The sequence below is a fragment of the Streptomyces sp. NPDC042371 genome (assembly GCF_056437465.1).
The window spans coordinates 408,237-432,937 of sequence record NZ_JBWKAP010000008.1 but is presented as its reverse complement, the minus strand read 5'-3'; the positions used below and the strand labels follow the sequence as shown (position 1 = coordinate 432,937).

26 protein-coding genes are annotated in these 24,701 nt (G+C 72.7%); 17 read left to right on the top strand and 9 right to left on the bottom strand.

Going from position 1 to position 24,701, the window contains the following annotated elements; all coding sequences use genetic code 11:
* Positions 1-71: 71 nt before the first annotated feature.
* Both AC068B_RS26235 and AC068B_RS26230 read right to left on the bottom strand, forming a co-directional pair.
* Positions 72-737, bottom strand: coding sequence for a hypothetical protein (locus tag AC068B_RS26235; RefSeq protein ID WP_478674088.1), 666 nt, complete (start codon positions 735-737; stop codon positions 72-74).
* A 276-nt stretch (positions 738-1,013) separates the two neighbouring features.
* On the bottom strand, positions 1,014-1,253 hold the full coding sequence (locus AC068B_RS26230; protein WP_478674087.1) for a chaplin: 240 nt from the start codon (positions 1,251-1,253) through the stop codon (positions 1,014-1,016).
* Positions 1,254-1,556: 303 nt separating this feature from the next.
* On the opposite strand from AC068B_RS26230, the gene AC068B_RS26225 reads away from it, so the two are divergent.
* Genes AC068B_RS26225 through AC068B_RS26185 form a run of 9 tightly spaced genes read left to right on the top strand, consistent with a single transcriptional unit; the run spans position 1,557 to position 12,168 of the window.
* Positions 1,557-2,636, top strand: coding sequence for a DUF3344 domain-containing protein (locus tag AC068B_RS26225; protein ID WP_478674086.1), 1,080 nt, complete (start codon positions 1,557-1,559; stop codon positions 2,634-2,636).
* 57 nt (positions 2,637-2,693) lie between these two features.
* A complete protein-coding gene (locus AC068B_RS26220) occupies positions 2,694-3,830 on the top strand; it encodes a glycosyltransferase (RefSeq protein ID WP_478674085.1) in 1,137 nt (378 codons plus the stop codon).
* Positions 3,827-5,326, top strand: a complete 1,500-nt coding sequence (locus AC068B_RS26215; RefSeq protein WP_478674084.1) for an exopolysaccharide biosynthesis polyprenyl glycosylphosphotransferase — start codon at positions 3,827-3,829, stop codon at positions 5,324-5,326. The genes AC068B_RS26220 and AC068B_RS26215 overlap by 4 nt, the downstream gene beginning before the upstream one ends.
* A 5-nt stretch (positions 5,327-5,331) precedes the next feature.
* Positions 5,332-6,732, top strand: coding sequence for an O-antigen ligase family protein (locus tag AC068B_RS26210; protein WP_478674083.1), 1,401 nt, complete (start codon positions 5,332-5,334; stop codon positions 6,730-6,732).
* A complete protein-coding gene (murJ, locus tag AC068B_RS26205) occupies positions 6,729-8,414 on the top strand; it encodes a murein biosynthesis integral membrane protein MurJ (RefSeq protein ID WP_478674082.1) in 1,686 nt (561 codons plus the stop codon). Before AC068B_RS26210 ends, murJ begins: the two co-directional genes overlap by 4 nt.
* Complete coding sequence (locus AC068B_RS26200; protein ID WP_478674081.1) at positions 8,404-9,192, top strand: polysaccharide deacetylase family protein; 789 nt, start codon at positions 8,404-8,406, stop codon at positions 9,190-9,192. The genes murJ and AC068B_RS26200 overlap by 11 nt, the downstream gene beginning before the upstream one ends.
* Positions 9,189-10,361 (top strand): glycosyltransferase, encoded by a 1,173-nt coding sequence (locus AC068B_RS26195; protein ID WP_478674080.1) that lies wholly within the window; start codon positions 9,189-9,191, stop codon positions 10,359-10,361. The genes AC068B_RS26200 and AC068B_RS26195 overlap by 4 nt, the downstream gene beginning before the upstream one ends.
* The gene (locus AC068B_RS26190) at positions 10,358-11,008 is read left to right on the top strand and encodes a Wzz/FepE/Etk N-terminal domain-containing protein (protein WP_478674079.1); all 651 of its coding nucleotides are present in this window, start codon (positions 10,358-10,360) and stop codon (positions 11,006-11,008) included. Before AC068B_RS26195 ends, AC068B_RS26190 begins: the two co-directional genes overlap by 4 nt.
* Positions 11,005-12,168, top strand: coding sequence for a GNAT family N-acetyltransferase (locus AC068B_RS26185; RefSeq protein WP_478674078.1), 1,164 nt, complete (start codon positions 11,005-11,007; stop codon positions 12,166-12,168). Before AC068B_RS26190 ends, AC068B_RS26185 begins: the two co-directional genes overlap by 4 nt.
* Before the next feature lie 30 nt (positions 12,169-12,198).
* On the opposite strand, the gene AC068B_RS26180 is transcribed toward AC068B_RS26185, so the two are convergent.
* Positions 12,199-13,539, bottom strand: a complete 1,341-nt coding sequence (locus tag AC068B_RS26180; protein WP_478674077.1) for a glycoside hydrolase family 26 protein — start codon at positions 13,537-13,539, stop codon at positions 12,199-12,201.
* 136 nt (positions 13,540-13,675) lie between these two features.
* Between AC068B_RS26180 and AC068B_RS26175 the strand changes: the two genes are divergently transcribed.
* Both AC068B_RS26175 and AC068B_RS26170 read left to right on the top strand, forming a co-directional pair.
* Positions 13,676-14,977, top strand: coding sequence for a carboxylate--amine ligase (locus AC068B_RS26175; RefSeq protein ID WP_478674076.1), 1,302 nt, complete (start codon positions 13,676-13,678; stop codon positions 14,975-14,977).
* Positions 14,970-16,235: an FAD-dependent oxidoreductase gene (locus tag AC068B_RS26170; protein WP_478674075.1), complete on the top strand. Its 1,266-nt coding sequence runs from the start codon at positions 14,970-14,972 to the stop codon at positions 16,233-16,235. Before AC068B_RS26175 ends, AC068B_RS26170 begins: the two co-directional genes overlap by 8 nt.
* Positions 16,236-16,623: 388 nt before the next feature.
* Here the strand turns inward: AC068B_RS26170 and AC068B_RS26165 are convergent, their stop codons facing one another.
* From AC068B_RS26165 to AC068B_RS26155, 3 genes are all read right to left on the bottom strand, one after another.
* Positions 16,624-17,472 carry a chaplin gene (locus AC068B_RS26165; RefSeq protein ID WP_478674074.1) on the bottom strand — a complete coding sequence of 283 codons (849 nt, stop codon included), beginning with the start codon at positions 17,470-17,472 and terminating at the stop codon, positions 16,624-16,626.
* A gap of 98 nt (positions 17,473-17,570) precedes the next feature.
* Positions 17,571-17,804 carry a chaplin gene (locus AC068B_RS26160; RefSeq protein WP_478674073.1) on the bottom strand — a complete coding sequence of 78 codons (234 nt, stop codon included), beginning with the start codon at positions 17,802-17,804 and terminating at the stop codon, positions 17,571-17,573.
* A 195-nt stretch (positions 17,805-17,999) separates the two neighbouring features.
* Complete coding sequence (locus tag AC068B_RS26155) at positions 18,000-18,410, bottom strand: rodlin (RefSeq protein WP_478674072.1); 411 nt, start codon at positions 18,408-18,410, stop codon at positions 18,000-18,002.
* A 234-nt stretch (positions 18,411-18,644) separates the two neighbouring features.
* Between AC068B_RS26155 and AC068B_RS26150 the strand changes: the two genes are divergently transcribed.
* The 5 genes from AC068B_RS26150 (at position 18,645) to AC068B_RS26130 (ending at position 22,356) form a co-directional block, all read left to right on the top strand.
* Positions 18,645-19,055, top strand: coding sequence for a rodlin (locus tag AC068B_RS26150; RefSeq protein WP_478674071.1), 411 nt, complete (start codon positions 18,645-18,647; stop codon positions 19,053-19,055).
* A 464-nt stretch (positions 19,056-19,519) separates the two neighbouring features.
* Positions 19,520-20,614 carry an LCP family protein gene (locus AC068B_RS26145; protein WP_478674070.1) on the top strand — a complete coding sequence of 365 codons (1,095 nt, stop codon included), beginning with the start codon at positions 19,520-19,522 and terminating at the stop codon, positions 20,612-20,614.
* A gap of 138 nt (positions 20,615-20,752) precedes the next feature.
* Positions 20,753-21,160, top strand: a complete 408-nt coding sequence (locus AC068B_RS26140) for a rodlin (protein WP_478674069.1) — start codon at positions 20,753-20,755, stop codon at positions 21,158-21,160.
* A gap of 176 nt (positions 21,161-21,336) precedes the next feature.
* Entirely contained in the window at positions 21,337-21,735 is a 399-nt protein-coding gene (locus AC068B_RS26135; protein WP_478674068.1) for an ATP-binding protein, read from the top strand.
* 126 nt (positions 21,736-21,861) lie between these two features.
* Positions 21,862-22,356, top strand: a complete 495-nt coding sequence (locus tag AC068B_RS26130) for a hypothetical protein (RefSeq protein WP_478674067.1) — start codon at positions 21,862-21,864, stop codon at positions 22,354-22,356.
* A 24-nt stretch (positions 22,357-22,380) separates the two neighbouring features.
* Here the strand turns inward: AC068B_RS26130 and AC068B_RS26125 are convergent, their stop codons facing one another.
* Genes AC068B_RS26125 through AC068B_RS26115 form a run of 3 tightly spaced genes read right to left on the bottom strand, consistent with a single transcriptional unit; the run spans position 22,381 to position 23,995 of the window.
* On the bottom strand, positions 22,381-22,719 hold the full coding sequence (locus AC068B_RS26125) for an Asp23/Gls24 family envelope stress response protein (RefSeq protein WP_478674066.1): 339 nt from the start codon (positions 22,717-22,719) through the stop codon (positions 22,381-22,383).
* On the bottom strand, positions 22,716-23,417 hold the full coding sequence (locus AC068B_RS26120; protein ID WP_478674065.1) for a hypothetical protein: 702 nt from the start codon (positions 23,415-23,417) through the stop codon (positions 22,716-22,718). The genes AC068B_RS26125 and AC068B_RS26120 overlap by 4 nt, the downstream gene beginning before the upstream one ends.
* Entirely contained in the window at positions 23,408-23,995 is a 588-nt protein-coding gene (locus AC068B_RS26115; protein ID WP_356260431.1) for an RNA polymerase sigma factor, read from the bottom strand. The genes AC068B_RS26120 and AC068B_RS26115 overlap by 10 nt, the downstream gene beginning before the upstream one ends.
* Before the next feature lie 181 nt (positions 23,996-24,176).
* On the opposite strand from AC068B_RS26115, the gene AC068B_RS26110 reads away from it, so the two are divergent.
* Complete coding sequence (locus tag AC068B_RS26110; protein WP_478674064.1) at positions 24,177-24,701, top strand: Asp23/Gls24 family envelope stress response protein; 525 nt, start codon at positions 24,177-24,179, stop codon at positions 24,699-24,701.

Here is a 24,701-nt window from a genome sequence, read left to right as displayed (position 1 = left end):
CGACATACGGCGGCATAAAGAAAACCGTCCTGCCGGAAGGAATCCGGCAGGACGGTCGGCAGCGCCCGGTCTCAGAGCGCGGGGGCCTGCGGCAGGGCGGGCGTCTGGGGCAGACCGCCGGTGGGCAGCTTGGGCAGGCTCGGCAGGCCCGGGAGGTTCGGCGCGGGCAGGCCGCCGCCGAGGACGGTGGCGACGACGGTGTTGACCAGGCCGAGCAGGACCCCGGGCGCCGCCGCGAGCACGGCCTTGGGGTCACCGGCCGTGGCGGCCTTGACCAGTTCGTCGACCGCCTTCTGCAGCGCGGCGAGGGCGTCGGCCTTGGCGTCCATCGGCGCCTTGGCGGCACTCTGCGCGCCGCCCGTCGGGAGCTTGGGCGCCTCGGGGACGCTCGGCAGGCCGGTGCCCGGGGCCTTGGGCGCGGCCTTGGCCGCGGCGTCGATGGCCGCCTTCACCGCGTCGACGTGCTTCTTGGCGTCCTCGGGGGACAGCTTGGTCTCGGGTGCCTTGAGCACCGCGGTGAGCAGGTCGGTGACGGGGGTCAGGACCCCGCCGAGGCCACCGAGCTGCTGAGCCTGGCCCAGCAGGGCACTCGCGTCCGGGGCAGGCGCGCGGGGGGCGGTCCGGGTGGCTTCGCGGGAGGCGTCGCCGTCGGAGGCGAGGGCCGGTCCGGCCGTGCCGAGAAGCAGCGTCGCGCACAGGGTGGTGGTCGCGAGGCGGCGTACGGGCAGAGCGCGCATAGGTGTTTCCCTTTCGGTGATGCGTCGGATCTTGTGATCACCGTGAAAGCGGAAAACGCCCTCCGCAACCGAGCGGCTGCGGAACGTATCGGCCCTGTGCCGCTCGTGCGGGCATCTGCGCAGGTGGGACGTGGATGTGACGGTCGGTCGGCCGTTCGGCCGCGCGCCCCCCATTCGGGGTACAGCTGATAACACCGCGGCGGCGAGGAACCGCGCCGACACGCGGAACGGCCGCCCCCGCTTTCGCGGGGACGGCCGTTCGCAACCGACGGTGCGTCAGTCGTTGGCGCACTGGTTGCCGAACGCGGGGTTCAGCAGGCCGATGACGTTGACGCTGTTGCCGCACACGTTGACGGGGACGTGGATCGGCGCCTGCACGTTGTTGCCCGAGATCACGCCGGGGGAGTTGGTGGCTGCGCCCTGCGCGCCGCTGTCGGCGGCAGCGGCACCCGCGGATCCGGCCACGGCGGCGACGGCGACGGCGGACAGGGCGAGAGCCTTGGTGGTACGGGACATGGAGTGCTGCTCCTTGGTGATGATGCGACGTACGGGCGGGCTGCCCGTCTGGAGGGATCAACTGCCGACCTCGGTGCCGAGTTGTGCGCCCAGACGGGTGATGCGCGACGGCAACCGTCGCGGCGCTGACCTTCACCATTCCGACACACGCGCGGAGGTCGGCCGCGTCTCCCGTGTCAACGGCTACAGTTGCGCTTCCCTTTAGGGCATTCCACTCATACGACTTCAGATTCGTGCAAACAGGGCGAATCCCTCATGCCCGCTGTGGTTCAGAGTTCACACACTCGGAAGGCCAACGCCGCCATGCGTCACTCCCTGGGCCTGCGTCGCGTGTTCGTCATCCCTCTCGCCCTGGCCGCGTGCCTCGCGGCGAACGGGACCGGCTCCGCCGCCCCGCCCGGCGGCGGCGAGCGGACACGCATCGATTTCGCGCAGAGATACAGAGCGCTGCAGCACGGCGGGATCGTCCGCGCCGCCAACTCGGCGATCACCTGCCGTCGCGCGATCGACCGGACGGCGGAGTCGTGCGCCCGAACGCGGGGCGGCCGTCCGGGTGTCAACGACGACTTCGACATGTTCTACATCGACGTCGACGACGACCCGAACACGTACAACTCCAGCACCGGCGAGGTGCGCCTGCCCCCGCACTCGCGCGTCTCCTACGCCCGCCTTTACTGGGGCGGCAACCTCAAGGTCGGCGAGCAGAAACCCCCCAAGGACAACGGGCGGGTGCTGATCGCCGAGCCGGGCGGCAACTACAAACCGGTCGTCGCCGACACTCCGGTGGGCCACCGCGTCGCCGACGGCGCCGACGCCTTCCAGGCCTCGGCCGACGTCACCGACCTGGTCCGCGGAGCGGGCGGCGGCGCGTACACCGTGGCCCAGGTCAACGTCGCCATGGGGCACTCGAAGGCGGGTGCCTGGGGCGGCTGGACGCTGGTGGTGGCGTACGAGAACGCCGCCGAACCGCTGCGCCACCTCGCCGTCTGGGACGGCTTCGACTCGACCGGGGAGCACGGGCACCGGCACGCGGTCCGCATGCGCGGCGTGCCGCGTGGGACGGGCGGCATCGCCGGTGTGGTGGCCTACGACGGCGACCGCGGGCGGCGCGGCGACACGGTGGGCGTCTCGGCAGGAGGCCCCAGGACCGTCCCGCTGACCGACGACGCCAACCCCGCCGATGACGCACTCAACTCGACCATCAGCGAGCCGGGCACGCCGATCCGCAGGAACCCCGCGTACCCGAACACCCTGGGATACGACTCCGACGTCTTCCCGCTGGCCATGAGCCCGGACCGGCGCGGCGACCTCACGGTCCGCCTCGCCTCGACGGATCCGGCGTGGGTCGGCGTGGTCTTCGCCGCCGTCGGCGCGAAGCGATAGCGCCTGTTGTCCCGCTCCGATTCCGCGGTGCTCCGCACTGACTCGAAGGAGACGCGCATGCCTCTGCCTTCAGCACCCCACCCCCCACGGGTCCTGCACGTCAGCCAGCCCGTGGACGGCGGTGTGGCACGGGTCGTCGTCGACCTGGCCGCCGCCCAGGCCGCGGCAGGGACCGACGTCCACGTGGCCTGCCCCCAGGAGGGTTTCCTGCCCGGCGCGTTGGCGGCCCTGGGCGCCGGTGTCCACGTCCACCCCTGGACGGCGTCCCGCTCCCCCGGCCGCGGCCTCGCAACCGAGGTGCGGGACCTCAAGCGCGTCATCGGCGCGGTGGGCCCCGGCCTCGTCCACGCGCACAGCGCCAAGGCCGGGCTCGCCGCGCGCCTCGCGCTGCGCGGCCGCATCCCCACCGTGTTCCAGCCGCACGCCTGGTCCTTCGAGGCGGTCGACGGCCCCACCGCGTTCCTCGCGCGCCTGTGGGAGCGCGGCGCCGCCCGGTGGGCGGACCGCATCGTCTGCGTCAGCGAGGCCGAGTGGGTCACCGGCCGCCGCGCCGGGATCGCCGGTTCGTACGCGGTGATCCCCAATGGTGTGGACACCGACCGGTTCACGCCCACCGGCCAGGACGTCGCGCACGTCAGGCTCGTGGTGTGCGTCGGGCGGCTCTGCCGTCAGAAGGGACAGGACGTGCTCCTGCGCGCCTGGCCCACGGTCGCCGCCCAGGTGCCCGACGCCCGTCTCGTCCTGGTCGGGGACGGGCCCGACGACGCCCGGCTGCGGGAGCGGGCGGGCCCGCGGGTGGCCTTCGCGGGCGCGGCGGCCGACTCCGCGCCCTGGTACCGGGCGGCCGACGTGGTCGTCCTGCCCTCCCGCTGGGAGGGCATGGCGCTGGCCCCGCTCGAAGCCATGGCCTGTGCCCGCCCGGTCGTGGTCACCGACGTGGACGGGGCACGGGAGAGCCTGCCGCCGTCCCACCGCCCGCACGCCCTCGTCCCCCCGGAGGACCCCGGCGCACTGGCCCACGCCCTGGTCGCCCTGCTGCGGGACGGCGAACTGCGCGACGCGCTGGGGCGGCGCGGCAGGCAGCACGTGCTGGACCACCACGACACACGGCGCGCCGCGGCCGCCGTCGCCGCGGTGTACGGCGAGCTTCTGGGCCCGGCGCCCACCGAGTACAGGGAGTGCAGCACGACGTGAGTGCGGAACGGACCGTTGCTTCCTCATCGGCTCAGTCACGGCAGGACACCCAGGCCCCGCCCGGCACCTTCGTCGTCGCGCCACGCGAAGCGACGGTCCTGCGTGCCGGGACGGCGGCGCGCCGCCCGGCCCGGCAACGGCGCTCGGCCGCCGCGCTGGTGGCCGCCGACTGCGCCGCCGCCCTGGTCGCCCTGCTGCTGCTCGACGACCCCGGGCAGCAGGCCCTGCTCGCGCCCCTGCTCGTGGCCTGTGTGCTGGTCCTGAACGTGCAGGGGCGGCTGTACGAGTACGCCGCGCTGCCCGACACCCTCGGCCAGGTGCCGTCGCTCGCCGGGCGGATCGCGCTCGGCTGGTCGGTCACCGCGGTCCTGGCCACCGCCCTGCCCACGGTCGGGTCACTGGCTCCGCAGACGCTGGCCGGTGCGGCCGCCGTGCAGTGCCTGCTGAGCTTCTGCGGGCGCGCGCTGGTCCACCGGCACCGGCGGGCCACCACCGTGCGCAGGCCCCGCCCTGTGCTGGTCCTCGGGCCCGTCGGCCAGGCGCGGGGCGTGGCCGCCGCGCTGCTGCGGCGCCCCGGCTGCGGCATGCGGCCCGTCGGCATCGTGAGCGAGACCGCCGACCCCCCGCAGGAGAAGGAGAGCGGCTCCGAGGCGGCTTCTGGGCCGGGGCGCGACCTCCCGGTGCTCAGCACGGAGGACGAGCTCCATCGCGCGGTGATCCAGAACGACGTCGGGGCCGTGTTCTTCATCGCCGACCGCGGCACCGGGCTCACCCGATGGCTGCCGACCCTGCACGGCCTGGGCTGCGACCTGTGGGAGCTCGAACCGCGCTGCGCGGGCCCCGTGCCCGCGCCGGGCGGGCCCCGGCAGTACGTGGCCGGGTTCGCCTGCCGTTCCCTGACGCCCGCAAGCGCCCACGGCACCAGCGCGGGCAAGCGACTCCTCGACATCGCGGTGTCCGGAGTCCTGCTGCTCGCGGCGGCGCCGGTCCTCGCGGCCTGCGCCCTGGTGCTGCGGATCCTGGAGGGCCCCGGCGTGATCTTCCGTCAGGAGCGCGTCGGCAAGGACGGGCGGCTGTTCACCCTCCTGAAGTTCCGCACCCACCGGCCCGTCGACCAGCAGGAGGCGGCGACCCGGTGGACCGTCGCCGACGAGCACCGGATGAGCCCGTTCTGCCGGTTCCTGCGCGGCACCTCGCTGGACGAGCTGCCCCAGCTGTGGAACGTACTGAGGGGCGATATAAGTCTGGTCGGCCCCCGGCCCGAACGGCCCTTCTTCGTCGCGCAGTTCAGCCAGACCTATCCGGACTACGCCCACCGGCACCGGATGCCGACCGGCATCACGGGGCTTGCCCAGATCCACGGCCTGCGCGGCGACACCTCCATCGAGGACCGGTGCCGCTTCGACAACGCCTACATCGACAGCTGGTCGTTCTGGCAGGACCTGTGCATCCTGCTGCGCACCCTCGGCTGCCTCGTCCGCCGCACGGGGAGCTGAGCACGGTGACCCACAACCCGTCCACCGCCCTGCCGTTCGGCTCACGCCTGCACGACGTGGTGCTGCCCGCGCTGCGGCGGAGCGCTCCGGTGCTGCCTGTGGTGCTCCTGGTCGCGCTGCTCGCCCTGCCGGTGCCCGCCGAGGGAGCGTCCTCCGGGGGCAGCGGCGGCGGCACCGGCGGCGTGGCCGACGCGGTGTCCGCCCTCGTCGTCGGCTACTGCGTCGTCCGTGTCGTACGGGCCCGGCGGCGCCCGCTGACCCGCACCGCGGCGGTCCTGCTCGGCCTGCCGGTCGTCGGCATCACCGTGGCGGCCTTCGGCGCCTCATCCGCCGCGACCGGCGTCGCCGGGGCCGCGCGCTATCTGCAGATCTTCGTCCTCGTACCCGCCGCCGTCCTGCTGCTCATCCGCGACGCCCACCACTTCCGCCTCCTCGCCTGGTCGTTCGTCGGGCTCGGGCTGTGGCAGGGCGTCATCGGCGTACACCAGAACCTCACCGGCACCGGCGCCTCGTACATGGGCGAGGACATCCGGGCCGTCGGCACGTTCGGCTCCACGGACGTCATGGGGATGGCGACCGTCGTCTCGTACGGGCTCGTCTGCGCGCTCGCGCTGGCCTTCCGCCCGCACGCGCCGCGCCAGCGGTCGGCCGCGGTGGTGTGCGCGGGTCTCCTGACGGTGCCGCTCGCGCTGTCCTTCAGCCGCGGGGCGTGGATCGCCACCGCGGCGGCCTGCGCCGCGGTGCTGCTGCTCGCCGGGGTGCGCCGGGCGGGCCGGGTGCTGCTGGCCGGGGCGGCGGCCGCCGTGGTCCTGGTGGCCGGACTCGGCGTGGGCTCGGCGATGCTCCAGGAGCGCCTCAGCAGCATCACCCAGGTCACCGACACCCCCGACCAGTCGGTGACCGACCGCTACACGATGTGGGCGGCCTCGGCCGACATGTGGCGCGAGCGGCCGGTGACCGGGGTGGGCCTCAAGGGGTTCCCCGACCACCGCGACAGCCACGCCTCGCTCGCCCTGTCCTCCGGCAGCGACACCGCGGGCGCGGGCAGCGCCTTCGTGCGCCAGCCGCTGCTGTCCCCGCACAACATGTACCTGCTGGTCCTCAGCGAGCAGGGGGTGCTCGGGCTCGGCACGCTGGCCGGGAGCTGGGCGGCGCTCCTGGTGTGCGCGGTGCGCAGGTGGAAGCGGCAGCGCGCGGGGCGGGACGGTCCTGGCGGCCCGCGGCTCGACTGCGCGCTGGTGGCCTGCGGGCTGCTGGTCTGGCAGCTGATCGACTTCGTGTACGCCGACATCGGCGGCCCCTCCACCGTCCTGACCGCCATCGCGTTCGGCATGGCGGCCTGGTGGGCGGTCGGCTCCCGTGAGCTGCAGGGACAGGCTCTGCGCGGAGAGGCAGACCCACGATGACGACCGTGCCGCCGCCTGAGGTGGCCCCCGACCCGGACGCGCCGCCTGCCGCCGTGACCACCGCGCCCGTCGCGCCCGCCACGCCCGCCACGCCTGTCGCGCAGGAGCCCGCCGAGAAGACCGGGAGCTCGTTCCTCGCCAAGGCCGCGCTGGTCACGGCCGTGCTCTCCGTCGCAGGTTCGCTCCTGGGGCTCGTACGCGACCAGGCCCTTGCGCACTTCTTCGGCGCGGGCACCGACACCGACGCCTTCCTCGTCGCCTGGACGGTCCCCGAGCTGGCCGCGACCCTGCTCATCGAGGACGGGCTCGCCTTCTTCCTGGTGCCCGCGTTCAGCCTGGCGCTGGCGCGCCGCTCGGAAGGCCCGCTCGTCGACCCGGTCCGCGAGCTCGTCCGGGCCTCGCTGCCGCGGATGACCCTGTGCTTCGCGGGCACGGCCGTCCTGCTCATCGCGGCGGCACCGCACCTGGTCGCGGTCCTCGCCCCCGGGCTGCCCGACCCACAGCTGGCCGTCGACTGCACCCGGCTGACCGCCACCTGCGCCCTGACCTTCGGCCTCGCCGGTTACTGCAGCGCGGCGCTGCGGGCCCACCAGCGGTTCGTCGCGCCCGCCACGGTCTACGTCGCCTACAACGCGGCCATCATCACCGCCCTGTTCGCGCTCGCGCTGCCGCTGGGGGTGCGGGCCGCGGCGGCCGGGGTGGCGGTGGGCGGGGCCCTCATGGTCGTCGTGCAGGCGCCTTCGCTCTGGCGTCAGCTGCGGCGCCCCTACCGGCCCGGGTCGGAGCCCGCGCCCGCGTCCCCGGCGGGGGGCTCGTCGGGCAAGACCCTCCAGACCGCGATCATCTGGACCGTCCTGTTCTTCGCGCTCTGCCGCCAGTCGCAGGTCCTCATCGAACGGTTCCTCGCCTCCTCGCTGCCCGCCGGGGCCATCTCGCACCTGAACTACGCGCAGAAGGTCGCGCAGATGCCGATGGTCCTCTCGCTCATGCTGTGCACGGTCACCTTCCCCGTGGTGGCGCGGGCGCTGGCCAAGGGCGAGACGGAGCGCGCCCGCAAGCGCGTCGAGCGGGACATCGTCCTGGCCGGATGCATGGTGCTGCTGGGCGCGGCCGCGGTCGTCGCGGCGGCGCACCCGCTCATCGAACTGCTCTTCCAGCGCGGTGCGTTCACCGCCGCCGACACCGCCGCCACCGCGTCGGTCATGCGCGTCTACGCCTTCGGTCTGCTCGGCCACACGCTGGTCGGCGCGCTGGCCCGCGCGCACTTCTCCGTCGCCCGCAAGACCTGGGTGCCGCTGTACGCGATGTCCGTCGGCGTCGTCGCCACGGCGGGGATCGGCTTCCTGACCGTCGGCACGTGGGGCGTGCACGGGATCGCCGCGGCCAACGCGACCGGCATCTGCGTCACCGCGCTGCTCCTGCTGCGCGGCATGGGCCCGCGCACCGTGCCGATCAGGACGCGGGCCGTCGTCGGGCAGCTCGGCCGCCTCGCGGTGGCCGCGGGGGGCGCGGCGGTGCTGGGCGCCGCGTGCGCGCAGCGGGTGGCGCAGCCCGCCCCGGCGGTCCTCGCCAGCTTCACGGCGGTGACCGTCTCCTTCGTGCTCCTGGGTCTGCTCCTGGGGGCGCAGCCCTGGGCGTCCGCCCTTCGCTCCGTCAGCAGAAAGCTGCGTCATGTCCGTTGACCTCACCCCGCCCGCGCCGTCCGGCGCGGAGCCGTTCCTGCGGCTGCGGCCGCCCCGCACCCCGGCGTGGGTGGCGATGTACCACTCCGTCGCGGACCCGTCCGACGATCCGTACGAGATCACCGTCGCCCCCGAGCGGCTGGGCGCGCAGCTGCGCTGGATGCGGCGCCAGGGGCTGCGCGGCGTCTCGATGAAGTACCTCCTTGAAGCGTGCGCGCAGGGCCAGGAGCACAACCTGGTGGGCCTCACCTTCGACGACGGGTACCGCGACTTCGTCGACCACGCGCTGCCGCTGCTGCGCCAGTACGACTGCTCCGCCACGGTGTTCGTCCTGCCGGGCCGCCTCGACGGCGACAACGCGTGGGACCCGCTCGGCCCGCGCAAGCCGCTGCTCGGCGCCGACGGCATCCGGCACATCGCCGAGTCCGGCATGGAGATCGCCTCGCACGGGCTGACCCACGTCGACCTGACCGCCGCCGACGACCGCGTCCTGCGCCGCGAGGTCGGCGGCAGCCGGGCGGCGCTGCACGACCTGACCGGCGCCGATGTGCAGGGCTTCTGCTACCCCTACGGCACCGTCGACGAGCGCGTCGTGGCCGCCGTGCGCGAGGCCGGGTACCGGTACGCCTGCGCGATCGCGCCCGGCGCGCTCACCGGCCCGTACGCCCTGCCCCGCGTCCACATCAGCCAGGACGACACCGCCTGGCGGCTGCGCCTGAAGCTGCGCACCAACCGGCTACGGCGCCGCGCCCTGGCCCGTTCGGCGGTGACCGGATGAGGGTCCTGCACATCATCACCGGCCTCGGCGTGGGCGGCGCGGAGCAGCAACTGCGCCTGATGCTCCGCCACTTGCCGACGACCTGCGACGTCGTCGCGTTGACCAACGCGGGCACCGTGGCGCAGGGCATCGCCGCCGACGGGTCCCGCGTGACCGACCTCGGCATGTCCGGGAACCGGGACGTGGCGGCGCTGCCGCGGCTGGTCAGGATCATCCGGGCGGGCCGGTACGACGTGGTGCACACCCACCTCTACCGCGCCTGCCTGTACGGGCGCATCGCGGCCCGGCTTGCGGGGGTGCGTGCGGTGGTGGCCACCGAACACTCCCTGGGCGACTCGCAGATGGAGGGCCGGCCGCTGACCGCGGGGGTCCGCGCGCTGTATCTGGCCGGGGAGCGGCTCGGCCGGGTGACGGTCGCGGTCTCCCCCGCCGTGGGGGCGCGGCTGCACCGCTGGGGCGTACCGCGGCAGCGCATCCGGGTGGTGCCGAACGGCATCGAGGTGGAGCGCTTCCGGTTCGACCCGGCGGTCCGTACGCACACCCGGCAGCAACTCCAGCTGCCCGAGCACGCGTTCGTGGTCGGCGGGGTGGGGCGGCTGGCCGCGGGCAAGCGCTTCGACGTCCTGCTGCGGGCCGCCGCCCTGCTGCCCGACGACGTCGTGGTCGTCCTGGTGGGCAGCGGCCCCCAGGAGTCGGAGCTCCGGCGGCTCGCGCACCGGCTGGGCCTCGACGGGCGGGTGCGGTTCGTCGGCGAGTCCACCCACGAGTCCGCCCACGGGTCCGCCCACGAGGACAGCACCGCCGCCACGGGCGGCGCGCCGGACCTGCCCTCGCTCCTGTCCGCCATGGACGCCCTGGCATCCCCCTCCCCCGAGGAGGCCTTCGGCCTGGCGCTCGTGGAGGGCCTGGCCAGCGGTCTTCCCGTGCTGTACGCGTCGTGCCCGGCCGTCGAGGGCCTCGACGCGGCGGAGCGGGCAGGGGCCGCGTACTGCCCGAGCGATCCGGACTCCTTCGCGCAGGCGCTGCACGGCCTGCGCGGCGACGTCCCGCCGCACCGCGAGGCACCGGCCGCGGTACGGCACTACAGCATCAGCCGAAGCGCCGACCAACTGATGAGCGTCTACGCCTCAGTTGCCCTCGGCCCGACCTTGGAGGTGACCCCTCGATGAGCGACTCCGTGAACGAGCGCCCGCGCACCCTCGCCCTGCGATCCCGTGCCGCGCGGCTCCCCCGCTGGTGGGCCCTGCCCGCCTGCGCGGTCCTCGGCGCCCTGGCCGGTGCCGGGTACGGCGTGCTGCAGACCCCGCAGTACACGGCCACGAGTTACGTCGTCGCCGTGCCGCAGGAGAAGGCGGACCCGGCGACGGCGCTGGGCTTCGCGCAGGCGTACGGCCGGGTCGCCACGCAGCTCGCCGTACTGGGCGACGCGCAGGTCGCGGCGGGCATGTCGCCGACGGAGCTGCAGGAGAAGGTGCAGGTGGTCACGTCGCCGGACGCGCCGATGATCGCGGTCTCGGCGACCACCGACAAGCCGTCGTCCGCGGCGCTCACCGCCAACGCCGTGGCACGGTCGCTGGCCACGAGCGCCAACCACTCCAAGGACAGCACGCAGATCAAGCTGCTGCCGTTCTCGCGCGCCCTGGCACCCAACGCCCCCGCGTCCCTCTCCACCGGTGTGACGACCCTGGTCGGCGGGTGCGCGGGCGGGCTGCTCGGCGGCCTCGCGCTCCTGGTGCGCCCGCGCCCCCGTACGGAGGCGGTGGCGGGCGCGTCCGTCCCGGGGCCCGCGTCCGCCCTGGTGCGGAGCGCCCCGTGAGTACGACGGCGAGCGCGCCGCCGCACACCGCACCGGATCAGCGGCCCGTCGCCGACCTGTGCGTGGACGAGGAGGAGTTCGACGCGCTCGCGGAGCCGTGGGGGCGGCTGCACCGGGCGTGTCCGGCGGCGACGCCGTTCCAGAGCCATGCGTGGCTGTCGTCCTGGTGGCGGTCCTACGGCCGTCCCGGGCGGCTGCGGGTGCTCCTGGTCCGCGACGGCGGCAGGCTGATCGCCGCGGCGCCGCTGATGCGGGTGGACCGTCCCCTTCCGGCCCTGAAGCCGCTGGGCGGCGCGATCTCCGACTTCACGGACGTCCTGGTGGACGGCGCGCGCCGGGAGGAGGGGACGGAAGCGCTCCTTTCGGGGCTCTACGCGCTGGCCAGGACCGCGCTGATCGACTTCGGGGAGGTCAGGCCCGGCGCGTGCGTGGAGGGCCTCTACGCCCGCTGGCCGGGTCCCCGCCGCACGCTCGCCGGTTCCGAGTGCCTCGAACTCCCCGCGCTGCCGATGGAGGAGCTCCTCAAGCGGCTGCCGACGCCGCGCGCCCAGCGCACCCGGGCCAAGATGCGCAAGCTGTCGGCGCTGGGTGTGGAGAGCCGTGTCGTGCCCACCGAACAGGTCGAGGACTCGGTGCGCACGCTCCTGCGGCTGCACCAGTTGCAGTGGCAGGGGCGCAAGGTGACCTCCGAGCACCTCCAGCCGCGGTTCCACGAGCACCTGCTGCGCTCCATGCGGCCGATGGTCGCGGCCGGTGAGGCGGTGGTGACCGAGTTCAGCCTGGACGGCGAGGTGCTTGCGGCGGACCTGACGCTGCTGTCGGGCACGCTGGCGGGCGGCTATCTGTACGGGGCGCATCCCAGCCTCAGGGAGCGCAAGGTCGACGTGGCGACGATGCTCCTCGACGCGTGCACGCGGCACACCGGCGGCGAGCATCCGCGCGCGCTGAGCCTGCTGCGCGGCAACGAGCCGTACAAACACCACTGGAGACCGGAGCCGGTCACCAACCGGCGCTTCCTGCTGGCCCGCAGGCGCACCGCGCCCCTGGTGCACGCGGCGGCCTGGAGCGCGTCGGGCCGCGCGTGGGCCAAGCGGCGGCTGCGCGAGCGCGACGAGCGGCGGAGCGAAGGATCCGGCCGCGGCGGCGGAGCCTCGTCGTGACGGCTCGCACCACCGCGGACCGGCGGGGGGTCAGGACGTCTGCGCGGCCGCGGGCTGCTCGGGGGCCGCGGACGTCTGCGGGGCCGCGGGCTGCTCCGGGGCCGCGGGCAGCTCAGGAGCTGCTGGCTTCTCCGGGACCACGGGCTTCTCCGGGGCTGCGGGCTTCTCCGGGACCGCGGGCTTATCCGGGACCGCGGGCTTATCCGGGACCGCGGGCTTCTCCGGGGCCTTCCACCAGTCGAACCGCAGGCACAGCTTGCCGCCCAGCCAGTACTCGACCCAGTCGCCGAACTCCACCGGCGAACAGTTCGGCGGATTCACGGGCTCGGTCGGCTCGGTCGGAGCGGTCGGGTTCCCGGTGCGGCCCGAGAGCAGCTTGCGGTAGACCTCCGAGGCCGCCGGATTGTCCTTGCACTGCCACACGCCGTGCGGGCAGTAGTCGGTGACGGTGTTGTACAGCGGCTTCTTCTCGTCCATCCATTCCAGCATGCGGCGCATGTATTCCTCGTTGTCGCCGTTGCGGAACAGCCCCCATTCCGGATACGAGATGGGCTTCTTGTGCTCGGTCGCGAAGTCCACGTGCTGCTGGAGGCCGTAGGGCTCCTTGACCTGCTCGTCGAATGACATTCCGCGCGGCTGGTCGTACGAGTCCATTCCGATGATGTCGACCGTGTCGTCCCCGGGATAGCACTGCGTCCAGGGAACGGCGTCCCGCCCCCTGCTCGGCGTGAAGTCGAACTGAAACTTCTGTCCCGGTACCGAACGCATCGTGGTGACGATCCTGTTCCAGTACTTCTTCCAGGACTCCGGGTCCGGACCGCAGCGATGGGTGTAGGTCGTGCCGTTCATCTCCCAGCCGAGGACGACCACCGTGTCGGGCACGCCCAGGTCGACCAGGCGCTTGGCCAGCGTCCTGAAGTGCTCGTCGAAGGTGCCCGCGGCGCCCTGCTTCAGCAGCGCGGACACCTCGGTGTCGCCGACGCCGTCCTCGTTGCGTTCGAGCATCGGGACGTTGAGCACGAAGAGCCTGTCGTCCTTCGCCTTGCGCCACTCGGCCCATTTCTCCAGGAAATTCGGGGCGCCCTCGATGTTGCTCCACCGGTCGCCCGGGAGGTACGTGTGACCGACCCGCAGCTCGGCACCGCCGAGCCATTCACTGAGTTCACTCATCCGCTCGACGCCACTGGGCCCGTAGTCGAGATAGGCGCCGAAGGCGGGGGTCCCTGTGCCGCCCCCCGGTGGTTCACCGTCCCGTACGACACCCACCGTGTGTCCCGGCACCGCGGCCAGGGCAAGCGACGAGACGATTCCCGCGGCGACGAAAGCGAGACGGCCACGGCTCCGCCGACGCTGTGGGGTGTGTGGTCCCATATCTGCTCCTCTTTTTCCGGCCTCCGGCCCAGCTTCACTGACACTCCGTCATATGTATTTCTATTGCGCCAATCGGGCTTCTAATCCTGTGTTCCACCACATCGCCCGCATGGGCGATCGATAAGCGAGGGTGACGTTGCAGCCTCTGGATACACGCATTCCTGCGGTCCTATTGCGGATCGACAGGAATCCCTTTCACCACGGCACGCTGGGCGCCGTCCGCTCGCTGGGGCGGGCCGGAATCGAGGTTCACCTGGTCGCCGACGACCGGCAGAGCCCCGTACAGCGCTCCCGGTACCTGCACCGGATGCACGCGCCGCCCGTGCCCGGAGCGTCGCTCGCCGAGGTCGCCGCCGTGCTGCGCCGGGTCTCGCGCCGCCTCGGCGGACCCGCCGTGCTGATCCCCCTGGACGACGCAAGCGCCCTCGCCGTCAGCGCCCTGTACGAGGAGCTCACGGACTGCTTCCTGCTGCCCCGGACGGCCGGGAACCTGGCCGAACGCGTGGCCGACAAGGCGAGCCTCGCCCAGGTCTGCGCGCAGGCGGGCGTGGCCCACCCCACGACACTGACGCCGGAGTCCGCCGCCGAGGCCGCCGGTGCCGTGGACCGGCTCGGGTCCCCCGCCGTCGCCAAGTGGAGCCGCCCCTGGCTGCTGCCCCGGGACACCGGCCTGCGCAGCACCACCGTGCTCGGCTCCCCGCACGAGGCCGCGGCCCTGTTCGAGCGCCGCGCCGAGGCGGGCAGCCGCCTGCTCCTCCAGGCCTTCGTGCCCGGCGCCCGCGACGCGGACTGGTTCGTCCACGGCTGCGCGGGCCGAGGCGGTGTCGTACGAGGAGGCGGTACGGGACGCAAGCACCGCTCCTGGCCGCGCTCGGCGGGCCTGACGGTGAGCGGCGAGTGGACCGCGAACCCCGCGCTGTGGTCCGCGGCCGCCCAGGTGGTGGCCGCCCTGGAGTACCGCGGGATCTTCGACCTGGACTTCCGCAGGGACGCCTCGACCGGCGCCTTCCACCTCATCGACTTCAACCCGCGCCCCGGCGCCCAGTTCCGCCTCTTCGCCGACGGCACGGACACCGACGTCGTGCGCGCCCTCCACCTGGACCTGACCCACCGGCCGGTCCCCGCCCCCGAGCCCCTGCCGGGCCGCACCTTCCTGGTGGAGAACTACGCCCCGCTGGCCGCGCTGCGCTCCCTCGCCCTGCCGGGCCAGCGCACCTCACCGGCGTCCGGCGAACTCGCCTGGCACGCCGCCGACGACCCGGCCCCCGGGGCCGCCCTGCGCCGCATGTGGCGCCGCCACGTGGTGCGGCGGCTGCGCGACGGCGTGCGGCACCGGTCGCACGGGGTCCTCACATCCCTCTCGATCAGGGCGCGGGAGCACGCGCCCGCCGTCCTTCCCGGCACGCCGAACAGAGAGCGAGCAGTCACCGATGCATGACCTGCTGATTGTCGGAGCGGGCCCCTACGGCCTTTCGGTCGCCTCGCACGCCGCGGCGGCCGGACTGGACGTGCGGATCTTCGGCAGAACCATGGCGTCCTGGCGGGACCACATGCCGCGCGGCATGTTCCTGAAGTCGGAACCGTGGGCGTCCGACCTGTCCGACCCCGCGGGCCGCTTCGGCCTGGCCGCGTTCTGCGCGGGCGAGGGCCTGCCCGCCGAGCACGGCCGCCCCCTTCCCATCGAGCACTTCGCGTCCTACGGCCTCTGGTTCGCCCGGCAGGCGGCGCCGCCGGTCGACGAGCGCCTCATCGCCTCCGTGCGGATCTGCCCCGAGGGCTACGAGGCGCGCACCGAGGACGGCGAGGTCGTCCGCGCGCGGGCGGTGGCCCTGGCGGTGGGCGTGCTGCCCTTCACCGAGATCCCCCGGGCCGTCCGCGGCCTGGGCGCCGAGCACGTCTCGCACAGCAGCCACCACGCCGACCTGCTGCGCTTCCGCGACCGGGACGTCACGGTGCTCGGGGCCGGGCAGGCGGCCCTGGAGACCGCCGCCCTGCTCGCCGAACAGGGCACCCGGGTGCGGGTCCTCGCCCGCTCCCCGCGCGTGAACTGGAACACCGTGCCGCCCGCCTGGCAGCGGCCCTGGTGGGAGTCGCTGCGGGCCCCGCACACGGGCCTGGGCTGCGGCTGGCGCAACAGGTTCTACGCGCAGACCCCCGGGCTCTTCCGGCTGCTCCCGGAGTCGGCCCGGGCCCGCGTCGCCGCCGACGCGCTGGGCCCGGCAGGAGCGTGGTGGGTTCGGGACCGCGTCGAGAGCGGGGTCGAGGTGCGGGTCGGCCAGCAGGTCGAGTCGGCCGAGGTCGTCGGCGGCCGCGTCCGGGTGAGCACCGTCGGCGCCACCGGCGGGGGCCTGCGCTTCGCCACGGACCACATCATCGCGGCCACGGGCTTCCAGGCCACGACCGACCGCATCGCCGTCCTGCCTCCGGACGTCCGCGACGGCCTGCGCTCCCTGTCGGACGGCACGCCCTACGTGAGCGACCGCTTCGAGACCTCGTACCCCGGGCTCTTCCTCGCAGGTCTGACGACCGCGTCGAGCTTCGGACCCGCCATGCGCTTCGTGTACGGGTCCGCGTTCACCGCCGAACGCCTGGTGCGGGGCGTCGAACGGCACGTACGACGCGGGCGTCGGGCGACCCTCCCCGGCCAGTCGCACGAGGAGCACGCGCACCGGAACGCGGCGGCGGCCGCACGCTGATCGGGTGGCACCGGGGACAGCGGGGGCGTGGCGCGCCCGCCCCCAACTCCGGTGCCCCTAGCCTCGGTTCAGGCGGCGCGCAGACGCCACCGGGCTCGGCTTCCGTGTACGTGATCGCTCCACCGAAGCCGAGCCACCAACCCGGAGCTCTTATGAGTGACACCGCGGGCGAACGGGTGAACAGCCCTTCCCGCGCGGGCCGTGCGGTGATGCACTGAATGCGCTTCATGGGACAGGCCTGGTCGCTTTCCGCCAGCCGTCGGCTCCTATGCCGTGGGTGAGCGACCTACCAACAGGCAGGTCTCTACCTCCCTTGCGCCGGCAGGGAAGCGGTCCCGTCTGCTTCCCTGCCGGCGTACTGGCGTTCCCGGCCCCCGTGATTCCCCGGTCAGCGCCGGGAGGACGCCATCCCCCGCCGGTACAGGATCGCGCCGCCGAGCAGCAGGCCCGCACTCGCGCCCGCCGCGCCGAGCAGCTTGTCGTCCGCCCCCGTCGCAGCCAACTCGCCACGTGCCATGTCGACATGGACCGGTCGCGGCGCACGCGAGCCGTGCGGCCCGTGGTGCGGTGCGGCGGGCGAGGGCACCTTGGCGTGCCTCGGTCCTTCGGGGTGCGCGGGGGGCATGGCCCGGGGGCGCGGGTCGGGGCCCTGTGGCGCCGGGTCGGTGGGCGGCGCGGTGGTGACCGGCGGCTCCTGGTGCGGGGCGTCGGAGTCGCAGCGGTTGCCTGTGGTGCCGGAGAGGAGGGCCACGACGCCCACGGCGTTGCCGCACGCGTTCACCGGTGCGTCGACCGGCGCCTTGGCGTTGTTGCCCGACAGCACGCCGGGCGAGTTGGCCGCGTCGCCGACCGCGGAGGCGCCGGTCGCGGGTTCTGACGAGCCCGTCGAGCCCGTCGCGCCTGTCGAGTCCGTGGCGTCGTCCTCCGCGACGGGTGGTGCCGCCTTCGGGGCGCTCCGCACCTGCGGTGCCGTCTCCGGGCCGGAGTGGGAGTGCGAGCTGGAGCCGCACGAGTTGCCGGTGGCGGGGTTGCCCACCGCGGCGACGTTCGCGCTGTTGCCGCAGACGTTCACCGGCACTTCGAGCGGGGCCTGCACGCTGTTGCCCGACAAGAAGCCGGGCGAGTCCAGTGCCTCCCCGTTCGCCTCGCCGGCGGCGAACGCGTGGCCGCCGGACAGGGACAGGATGCTCGTGGCAGCCGCGGCGGAGAGCATTCCTTTGCTGAGGGCCTGTCGCAATCTAATGGTCTTTCTCTGTCCGAGGGGGAAGTCGGCCCCGGCGCCGGAAGGGCTGCCGGGGCCGACTGAGGCGCAGCGGGTAAAGCTGGGCGCCTACGTCAGTCGTTGGCGCACTGGTTGCCGAACGCCGGGTTCAGGAGCGCGATGACGTCGATGCTGTTGCCGCACACGTTGACGGGAACGTGGACCGGGATCTGGACGGAGTTGCCGGACAGGACGCCCGGGGAGCCCACGGCCGCACCCTCGGCACCGGCGTCGGCGAACGCCGGGGCGCCCAGGCTCAGAGCCATGACGGCGCCAGCGATGAACGTTGCGCTCTTCTTGAGCTTCATAGCTTTCCCTTCTTTACGGGTCACGCCTATACGGCGACCTGAGTCCTACTCAACGAGCGGTAGGACAGGAAGAAACCGCGAAGTTGACAACCATCGGAAGTTCACTCGAATGCGACTTCAGGGCATGAAAAAGCCCGGGCCGCCCGAGGAGGAGGAAAAATCGGGTGGCCCGAGCAATCTCTGCCGAACGACGGATCAGCCGTTGTGCTCGCCGTTGCCGGCCAGCACCGGGATGTCGTTCAGGATGTGCGACAGCGGCTCGTCGCCCTTGGCCTGGGTCGAGTTCTCGGTGCACTGCTGGTTCTGCGGCGCCGAGAGGATCGGGATGTCCTGGACCGCGATCGGCACGAGACCGACGAGCGAGCCGACGTTGGCCTTGACGGGCAGACCGACACAGGGCTTGTTCAGCGAGCCCTCGACGAGGGAAAGCTGCGGGCTCATGTCGCCCTTGGTGGCGGAGTTGCCGAACGACTGCTTGGCGTCGTTGCCGCTCATCGACGTGGTGCCGCCGTCGTCACCGATGGCCATCGCGGCGGGCGAAGCGGCGGCGGAAATACCGACGACGGAGACGGCGACCGCGGCCGCTGCCATTGCCTTCTTGAGCATTTGATGTTCCTTTTCTGGCAGACGCTGGTTCCAGCGAGCTGCTCAACTCGCCCCGCGACGTTTGGTTCCGGTCGTTCACTCCATCGGATCTTTCGGCAATCGCCGTACTGCCGCGGAGGACCCGCTCGATAGGCCATTGGAGTGAACCCGGGTAAAGCCTAGGAACCCCTCATTGCTCCGGTAGTTGCTACAGGGTGCTCCTTGGACGGGGGCTCACCTCAGAAGGGAAATCCTGTGCTCAAGAAGGTTATGACCGCGGCTGCGGTCACGGCGTCCGTCGTCGGCATGTCGGCCGCCGCGGCTCCCACGGCTCTCGCCATCGGCAACGACGGCGGCACCGAGACCATGAGCGGCAACAACGCCATGCAGGAGTTCGGCAACTCCGCCACGTACGGCAACATGAGCCCGCAGATGGCGCTCATCCAGGGTTCGCTCAACAAGCCCTGCATCGGCCTGCCGGCCAAGGCCAACGTCGGCTCCCTCGTCGGCCTCGTGCCGATCGCGGTCCAGGACATCCCGGTCCTCTCGGCGCCGCAGAACCAGCAGTGCACGGAGAACTCGACCCAGGCCAAGGGCGACGAGCCGCTCTCGCACATCCTGAGCGACATCCCGCTGCTCTCCGGCAACGGTGAGAACAACCACTGACGCTCATTCGCAGTTCAGCGGGCCGCCCATGCTCTCCTGGGCGGCCCGCTGTTTTGCCGGTGGCTGTTTTGTCAGTGGCTGTTTTGTCAGTGCCGGGGCCACGGATCGCGGTCGACCAGGGTCCGCCATTCGGGGTCGGGGCGCCCCGGGAGCGTTCTCCCCTGTTCACGCCATTTCCTGAGCAGTGATTCGTAGATGGGGTCCGTGAGACAGTCCGGGGACTGCCTGCTCACCGGGATGACACCTTGCCGCTGCCACGGCCCTGTGCGGTCAGCCATATGTCCTCGTCACGAGTGTGGGGGGCGCCTTCTGGTTTCGTTCCTGTCGAAGTCCGAAACGAAACAGCACCGTTGAGGCGAAAGAGTTGTTCACTTGCGCCACACTCCCTTCGCAACGGAATGACACGTCGGCCGGTTTACGGTTTCAGGGTTCCTCTGCCCCCTCACTCAATTCGCGGAGAAAACATGGGGACGGCCTCCCGTACGCCTGGCAAGAAACGAGCCGTAAAGCGTCTCGGCATCGTCACCACGGGGCTCGCGCTCGCCGCCGCCCTCACCGGAATCACCGCGACCGCCGCCCCTCTCCATGTCCAACGCATCGATGTCTTCGGCGGCATGAAGAATCGTCCGAACGACGGACCCGGTACGAATATCCTGCTGCTCGGGACGGACAGCCGCGCCGGACTCACGAAATCCGAGAGGCGGCGCTTCTCCACCGGCAAAAGGGGCTGCGACTGCGCCGACACGATGATGCTCGTCCATGTGTCGGCGAAGGCCCACAGGATCAGCGTCGTCGGTCTGCCCAGGGACTCCCGCACCGTCATCCCCGAGCGCCGGGACGAGACGACGGGCCAGGGCTCCCCGGCCCACCCCGCCAAGCTCAACGCGGCCTACGCCGAGGGCGGCCCCCGCCTCGCGGTGCACACCATCGAGCAGATGACGAACGTCAGGATCGACCACTACCTGGAGATCGACTTCCGGCGGTTCATCGACGGTGTGAACGAGGCGGGAGGGGTGCGCGTGTGCACGAAGCGCCCCCTGAAGGACTTCGCGACCAAGCTGGACCTGAAGCCCGGCACGCACAAGCTGTCGGGGGGCCGGTCCCTGCAGTACGTACGCTCCCGGCACGTGGACAACAGTGCGGACTTCGGCCGTATGCAGCGTCAGCAGCGCTTCCTGGTCGGGGTGTCGCGCACGCTCTCCGCGGACCCTGCGTTCGCCGACCCCGTCAGGACCGCGCGGCTCGCCAGGACCGTCCTCGGCTCCACCCGCGTCGACCAGGGCTTCACCGTCGACCGGCTCACCGAACTCACCGTCGCCCTGCGCAGGCTCCCGCCCTCGGCGACCGAGTTCATGACGGTCCCCGTCGGCGGCTTCAGCGAACCGCAGGAAGGCATCGGCGCCACCCTCGAATGGGACCGGCCCAAGGCCGACAAGGTCTTCGACGCCCTGAACCGGGACCGCGCCCTGACCCGCGGAAAGGCGTCCGCCGCCCCCGCCGACCCGCCCCGGCTGCTCCGCCAGACGGCCTTCCGCGGCGACAAGGTCGCCTGCCGCTGACGTACAAGATCGACCGCCCCTGACGTTCAGCACACTAATCGGCCGAACGGGGCACTGGCCGCAACCGCTGACCCACCACTCAGTTGATCACCATGCGGCTCCGAAGCGGAGCCTCTCTTCGAAGGGAACCTCATCACCATGAAGAAGCTGTTCGCGACGGCCGCCCTCGCCGCTTCCGTCGCCGGTGTCTCCGGCATTGCGGCCCCGCAGGCCATGGCCATCGGTGACGACACCGGCACGACCTCGGTCAGCGGCAACGGTGCCGAGCAGGTGTTCGGCAACTCCGCCACGCACGGCAACATGAGCCCGCAGATGTCCCTGGTCCAGGGTTCGCTGAACAAGCCCTGCATCGGCCTGCCCGCCAAGGCCAACGTCGGCTCCCTCGTCGGCCTCGTGCCGATCGCCGTCCAGGACATCCCGATCCTCTCGGCGCCGCAGAACCAGCAGTGCACCGAGAACTCCACCCAGGCCAAGGGCGACGAGCCGCTGTCGCACATCCTGGAGGACATCCCGCTGCTCTCCGGCAACGGCGCCCACAACGGCTGATCCGGGCAGAGCCCCGACGACCCGGTTCGTCCGACGGCCGCGCACGGAATCCGTGCGCGGCCGTGGTGCGTTCCGGCACCGGCCCGGCGAACCACCCGAATGACGTGTGTGGGGAGTGACTCGTCGGGCAGCCGAAGAAGGAACAGTCCCCACAACATCGGTGGGAGTGATGCGCTGTGACAACCCACAGCACGCAGGACACCTGCATCCTCACCCGCCCCCGAACCCCGGCCGCCGCCCGGGACGTCGTACGCGCACTGCTGCGCCAGGGGCACCACGACGCCAGTGACATGGCTGTCGACGACGCGGTCCTCGTGACCTCCGAACTGGTCACCAACGCCCTCCGGCACGGAGGCGGGCTGCGCGGCTTCGAGTGCCGGGTCCGGCCCGGCTTCGTCGAGATCGCCGTCGAGGACGGCAGCGACACGGTTCCACGGACCCGTACGCGCACGAGCCTGCTCATGAGCGGCGGACACGGTTGGCCCTCCGTGTGCCATCTGTCCGACGACGTGTCCGTGACGCGCCTGCCCGAGGGCGGGAAGTGCATCGTGGCCCGCGTTCCGCTGGCCGCGTGAACCGCGCCCCGGTGGGCAGGGCACGTACCCGTGTGGCTACCGGCAAGGCCGGTCGGGAAGGGGTTCCATGAGCCCTACCCCACTCTCATCCCGGAAGGGCCGGTCCCCACGGTGCTGCAGCGATGCATGAAGACAGTCCTCGTGACAGCGATGGCCGCGGCGACGGCGGTGCTGCCCGGCGCGGCGCACGCCGCCGACCCGTACGAGGTCACCGTGGACGGCACGGCCCGGCTCACCACGGACGGCACGAAGGCGGTCGTCGCCGGTACGTACACGTGCCAGGGCCTCCAGGGCCCCGTACGGCTGCGGATCACGCTGCGCACCCAGCAGGAGCGCGAGCTCGACGCGGACGAGGCGCAGGCGGTGCAGGGCCTCTACCAATGGGTGGGGCTCCCGGGTCTGCCCGTCCCGGACACGGCGACGGCCAGCACCACCAAGGAGCAGATCATCGACGGCGCCTGTGACGGCAGCGCCACGGCCCACCCCTGGCAGCACGACTTCTCCGGAGTGCCGGGGAAGGGCACCAAGGGCTCGGTCACCGTGGCCATGACCTCGGTGGCCTCCGGTACGGACGAGGCGAAGGAGCTCGCCGACACGACGGGCGAGGTGGCGTTCTCCTAGGCGGCGTTCGCCTTGGAGCCTGTCTCACACCCGCCCGGTCACCGTCACCGAGACCCGCGAAGGCTCCCCGGTCAGCCGCTCCAGCGTCTCCGTCACGGCGGCCCGGACCTCGCGGGTGACGTCCACGGCCCGGTGGCCGCGGCTCAGGACGACGTAGACCTCGGTGTGCCAGCCCGCCGCCCCCTTGCCGCGGGTGACCCGGACCGCCGAGGAGCGCGGGGACGGGGCGGCGCCCTTCGTCAGCGGGTTGGCGGCGCGGAGCAGGTCCGCGAGGCCGGGGCGCAGGAAGGCGACGCCCGGCGTGCCGAGCACCGCCTCCTGGGCGGCTTCGGCCAGCGCGCTGGTCGCGAGTCGTTGCGTCACGGGTGCCGCCTCTCTGCGCTGTCGGCGTCGGCGTCGTCGTCATCGATGAGGTCGGCGACCGTCACGTCCACGGTCGCGACCCGCATGCCCAACTCGTTGTCGACCGCCTCAAGGACCGTGTGCCGGACCCGCTCGGCGACCTCCTGGAGGTTCCAGGTGAGGGCCACTTCCACCTCCGTGCGGATGTGCACGGGCCCGCGCGGCCACCGTCCCGCCGGGGCTCCGGTGCCGCCCTCGTGGGCAAGCGCCTCGATGCGGCAGCTGCCCGCCCGCACTCCCGGCAGGGAATCCGCGGCCGCGCGGACGGTTCTTGCCGCGGCGGCCTCCACGATCCAGCTGTCCTCCGCCACGTCGCCCAGCGGCAGCGTGCGGCCCGGCCGCAGTTCGAGGCGCACCACGTCCATGACGCGGCCGACGAGCGCGGAGGTGTCGGGCTCCCGCTCCTCCCACCCGTCGCTCTCGCGGTCCCGCTCGCGGGCGGCGGAGACGACGCCCTCCAGGCTCCGCAGCCCGTCCAGCGCCTCGGTGCAGTGCGGGCAGGCGTCGGCGTGCGGATCGCTCCCGCCGTCCTCCGCGCGCTCCCACACGTCCCACAGCGCGCGGCCGCAGGGGAGCAGCTCGTTCGAGTCGTCGGCGTCCGCTGGTCCATCCGTCGTCGGGTTGTCCGTCATCGGCCCGTGCCCTTCGTTCACCGCCATGCGGCCATCGCTTCCGTGAGATGGCGCCGCGCCCGGAAGACACGGCCCCTTACGGCTTCCGGGCTGATGCCGACCGACTCGGCGATGGCGTCGTAGGAAAGGCCGTTGAGCTCGCGCAGCACCCAGCACACGCGCTGTTCCGGGGACAGCCCCTCCATCGCCTTGCCGAGGTCCGCCACGGCTGCGTGCGCCTCGGCGACCCTGGCAGGCGATGCCTCGTGCTCCGGAGCCTGCGGTTCCGGCACCTCGCCCAGGTCCAGGGCGGGGCGGCGGGCGCGCAACACGTTCAGGCACCGGTTGGTGACGATGCGGTGCATCCACGTGCCGAACCGCGCGTCCCTGCGGAACTCCGGCATCTTGCGCCAGGCGCTCACAAAGGACTCCTGCACCGCGTCCTCGGCCTCCGTACGGCTGCCGAGCAGCCGCGTGGCGAGCCGCAGCAGACCGGGCGCATGGCGGCGCACGAGCTTCTCGAAGGCCTCGTCGTCACCTTCGGCAGCCCGTACGGCCAGCAATCCGTCATCGCGCGGTGAGGAGGCATCCGCCTCGTCCTGCGCTCTGCCCCGGTCCCCCGGCACTCGCGGCTCCTCTCACTCCAGTCGTACTCCTACGACACACGGCGGGCCACCCGCGTTACGCGACGCGGCCGGATCGGCCACCAGGAAAAGAAATTCCTCCGAGGCGCGTAACGAATCCGGGGCACTCGGGTCGTAGGGGTTGAGCAGTCCCTGACGACCTGACAACGAGGAGATGCCTTTCATGGCGACTCAGGAGAGCACTTCGAAGACGTCCGCAACGGCGCCCCGTGGAGATGAGCAGGGCCTCACCGGCACCGTGCAGTCCGTGCCGGGCAGCACCACCGTGACGGGCCGCACCGGGGCCTCCGAGCCCGCCGCGACCCGCGGGAAGACCTCCATCGCCGACGTGGTGGTGGTGAAGATCGCCGGGACGGCCGCACGCGAGATCCCCGGCGTGCACGACATGGGCGGCGGGCTCTCCCGCACCATCGGGGCCGTCCGCGACCGCGTCCCCGGCGGGCGTCCCAACGTCGGGCGCGGCGTGAAGGTCGAGGTCGGCGAGCGGCAGACGGCGATCGACCTGGACATCGTCGTCGAGTACGGCGTCCCGATCACCGACGTCGCCCACGACGTGCGCGAGAACGTCATCGCCGCCGTGGAGCGCATCACCGGGCTCGAGGTCGTCGAGGTCAACGTCGCGGTCAACGACGTACGGCTGCCCGACGACGACAGCGCGGACTCCGCCGGCGACACGCGTGTGGAGTAA

Bases quoted from the DNA above. Each gene is read 5' to 3' on its own strand.
- AC068B_RS26110 (WP_478674064.1), top strand. From the start codon at position 24,177: ATGGCGACTCAGGAGAGCACTTCGAAGACGTCCGCAACGGCGCCCCGT.
- AC068B_RS26120 (WP_478674065.1), bottom strand. From the start codon at position 23,417: ATGGCGGTGAACGAAGGGCACGGGCCGATGACGGACAACCCGACGACG.
- AC068B_RS26230 (WP_478674087.1), bottom strand. From the start codon at position 1,253: ATGTCCCGTACCACCAAGGCTCTCGCCCTGTCCGCCGTCGCCGTCGCC.
- AC068B_RS26130 (WP_478674067.1), top strand. From the start codon at position 21,862: ATGAAGACAGTCCTCGTGACAGCGATGGCCGCGGCGACGGCGGTGCTG.
- AC068B_RS26155 (WP_478674072.1), bottom strand. From the start codon at position 18,410: ATGCTCAAGAAGGCAATGGCAGCGGCCGCGGTCGCCGTCTCCGTCGTC.
- AC068B_RS26170 (WP_478674075.1), top strand. From the start codon at position 14,970: ATGCATGACCTGCTGATTGTCGGAGCGGGCCCCTACGGCCTTTCGGTC.
- AC068B_RS26145 (WP_478674070.1), top strand. From the start codon at position 19,520: ATGGGGACGGCCTCCCGTACGCCTGGCAAGAAACGAGCCGTAAAGCGT.
- AC068B_RS26200 (WP_478674081.1), top strand. From the start codon at position 8,404: ATGTCCGTTGACCTCACCCCGCCCGCGCCGTCCGGCGCGGAGCCGTTC.
- AC068B_RS26190 (WP_478674079.1), top strand. From the start codon at position 10,358: ATGAGCGACTCCGTGAACGAGCGCCCGCGCACCCTCGCCCTGCGATCC.
- AC068B_RS26225 (WP_478674086.1), top strand. From the start codon at position 1,557: ATGCGTCACTCCCTGGGCCTGCGTCGCGTGTTCGTCATCCCTCTCGCC.
- AC068B_RS26160 (WP_478674073.1), bottom strand. From the start codon at position 17,804: ATGAAGCTCAAGAAGAGCGCAACGTTCATCGCTGGCGCCGTCATGGCT.
- murJ (WP_478674082.1), top strand. From the start codon at position 6,729: ATGACGACCGTGCCGCCGCCTGAGGTGGCCCCCGACCCGGACGCGCCG.
- AC068B_RS26235 (WP_478674088.1), bottom strand. From the start codon at position 737: ATGCGCGCTCTGCCCGTACGCCGCCTCGCGACCACCACCCTGTGCGCG.
- AC068B_RS26180 (WP_478674077.1), bottom strand. From the start codon at position 13,539: ATGGGACCACACACCCCACAGCGTCGGCGGAGCCGTGGCCGTCTCGCT.
- AC068B_RS26140 (WP_478674069.1), top strand. From the start codon at position 20,753: ATGAAGAAGCTGTTCGCGACGGCCGCCCTCGCCGCTTCCGTCGCCGGT.
- AC068B_RS26220 (WP_478674085.1), top strand. From the start codon at position 2,694: ATGCCTCTGCCTTCAGCACCCCACCCCCCACGGGTCCTGCACGTCAGC.
- AC068B_RS26195 (WP_478674080.1), top strand. From the start codon at position 9,189: ATGAGGGTCCTGCACATCATCACCGGCCTCGGCGTGGGCGGCGCGGAG.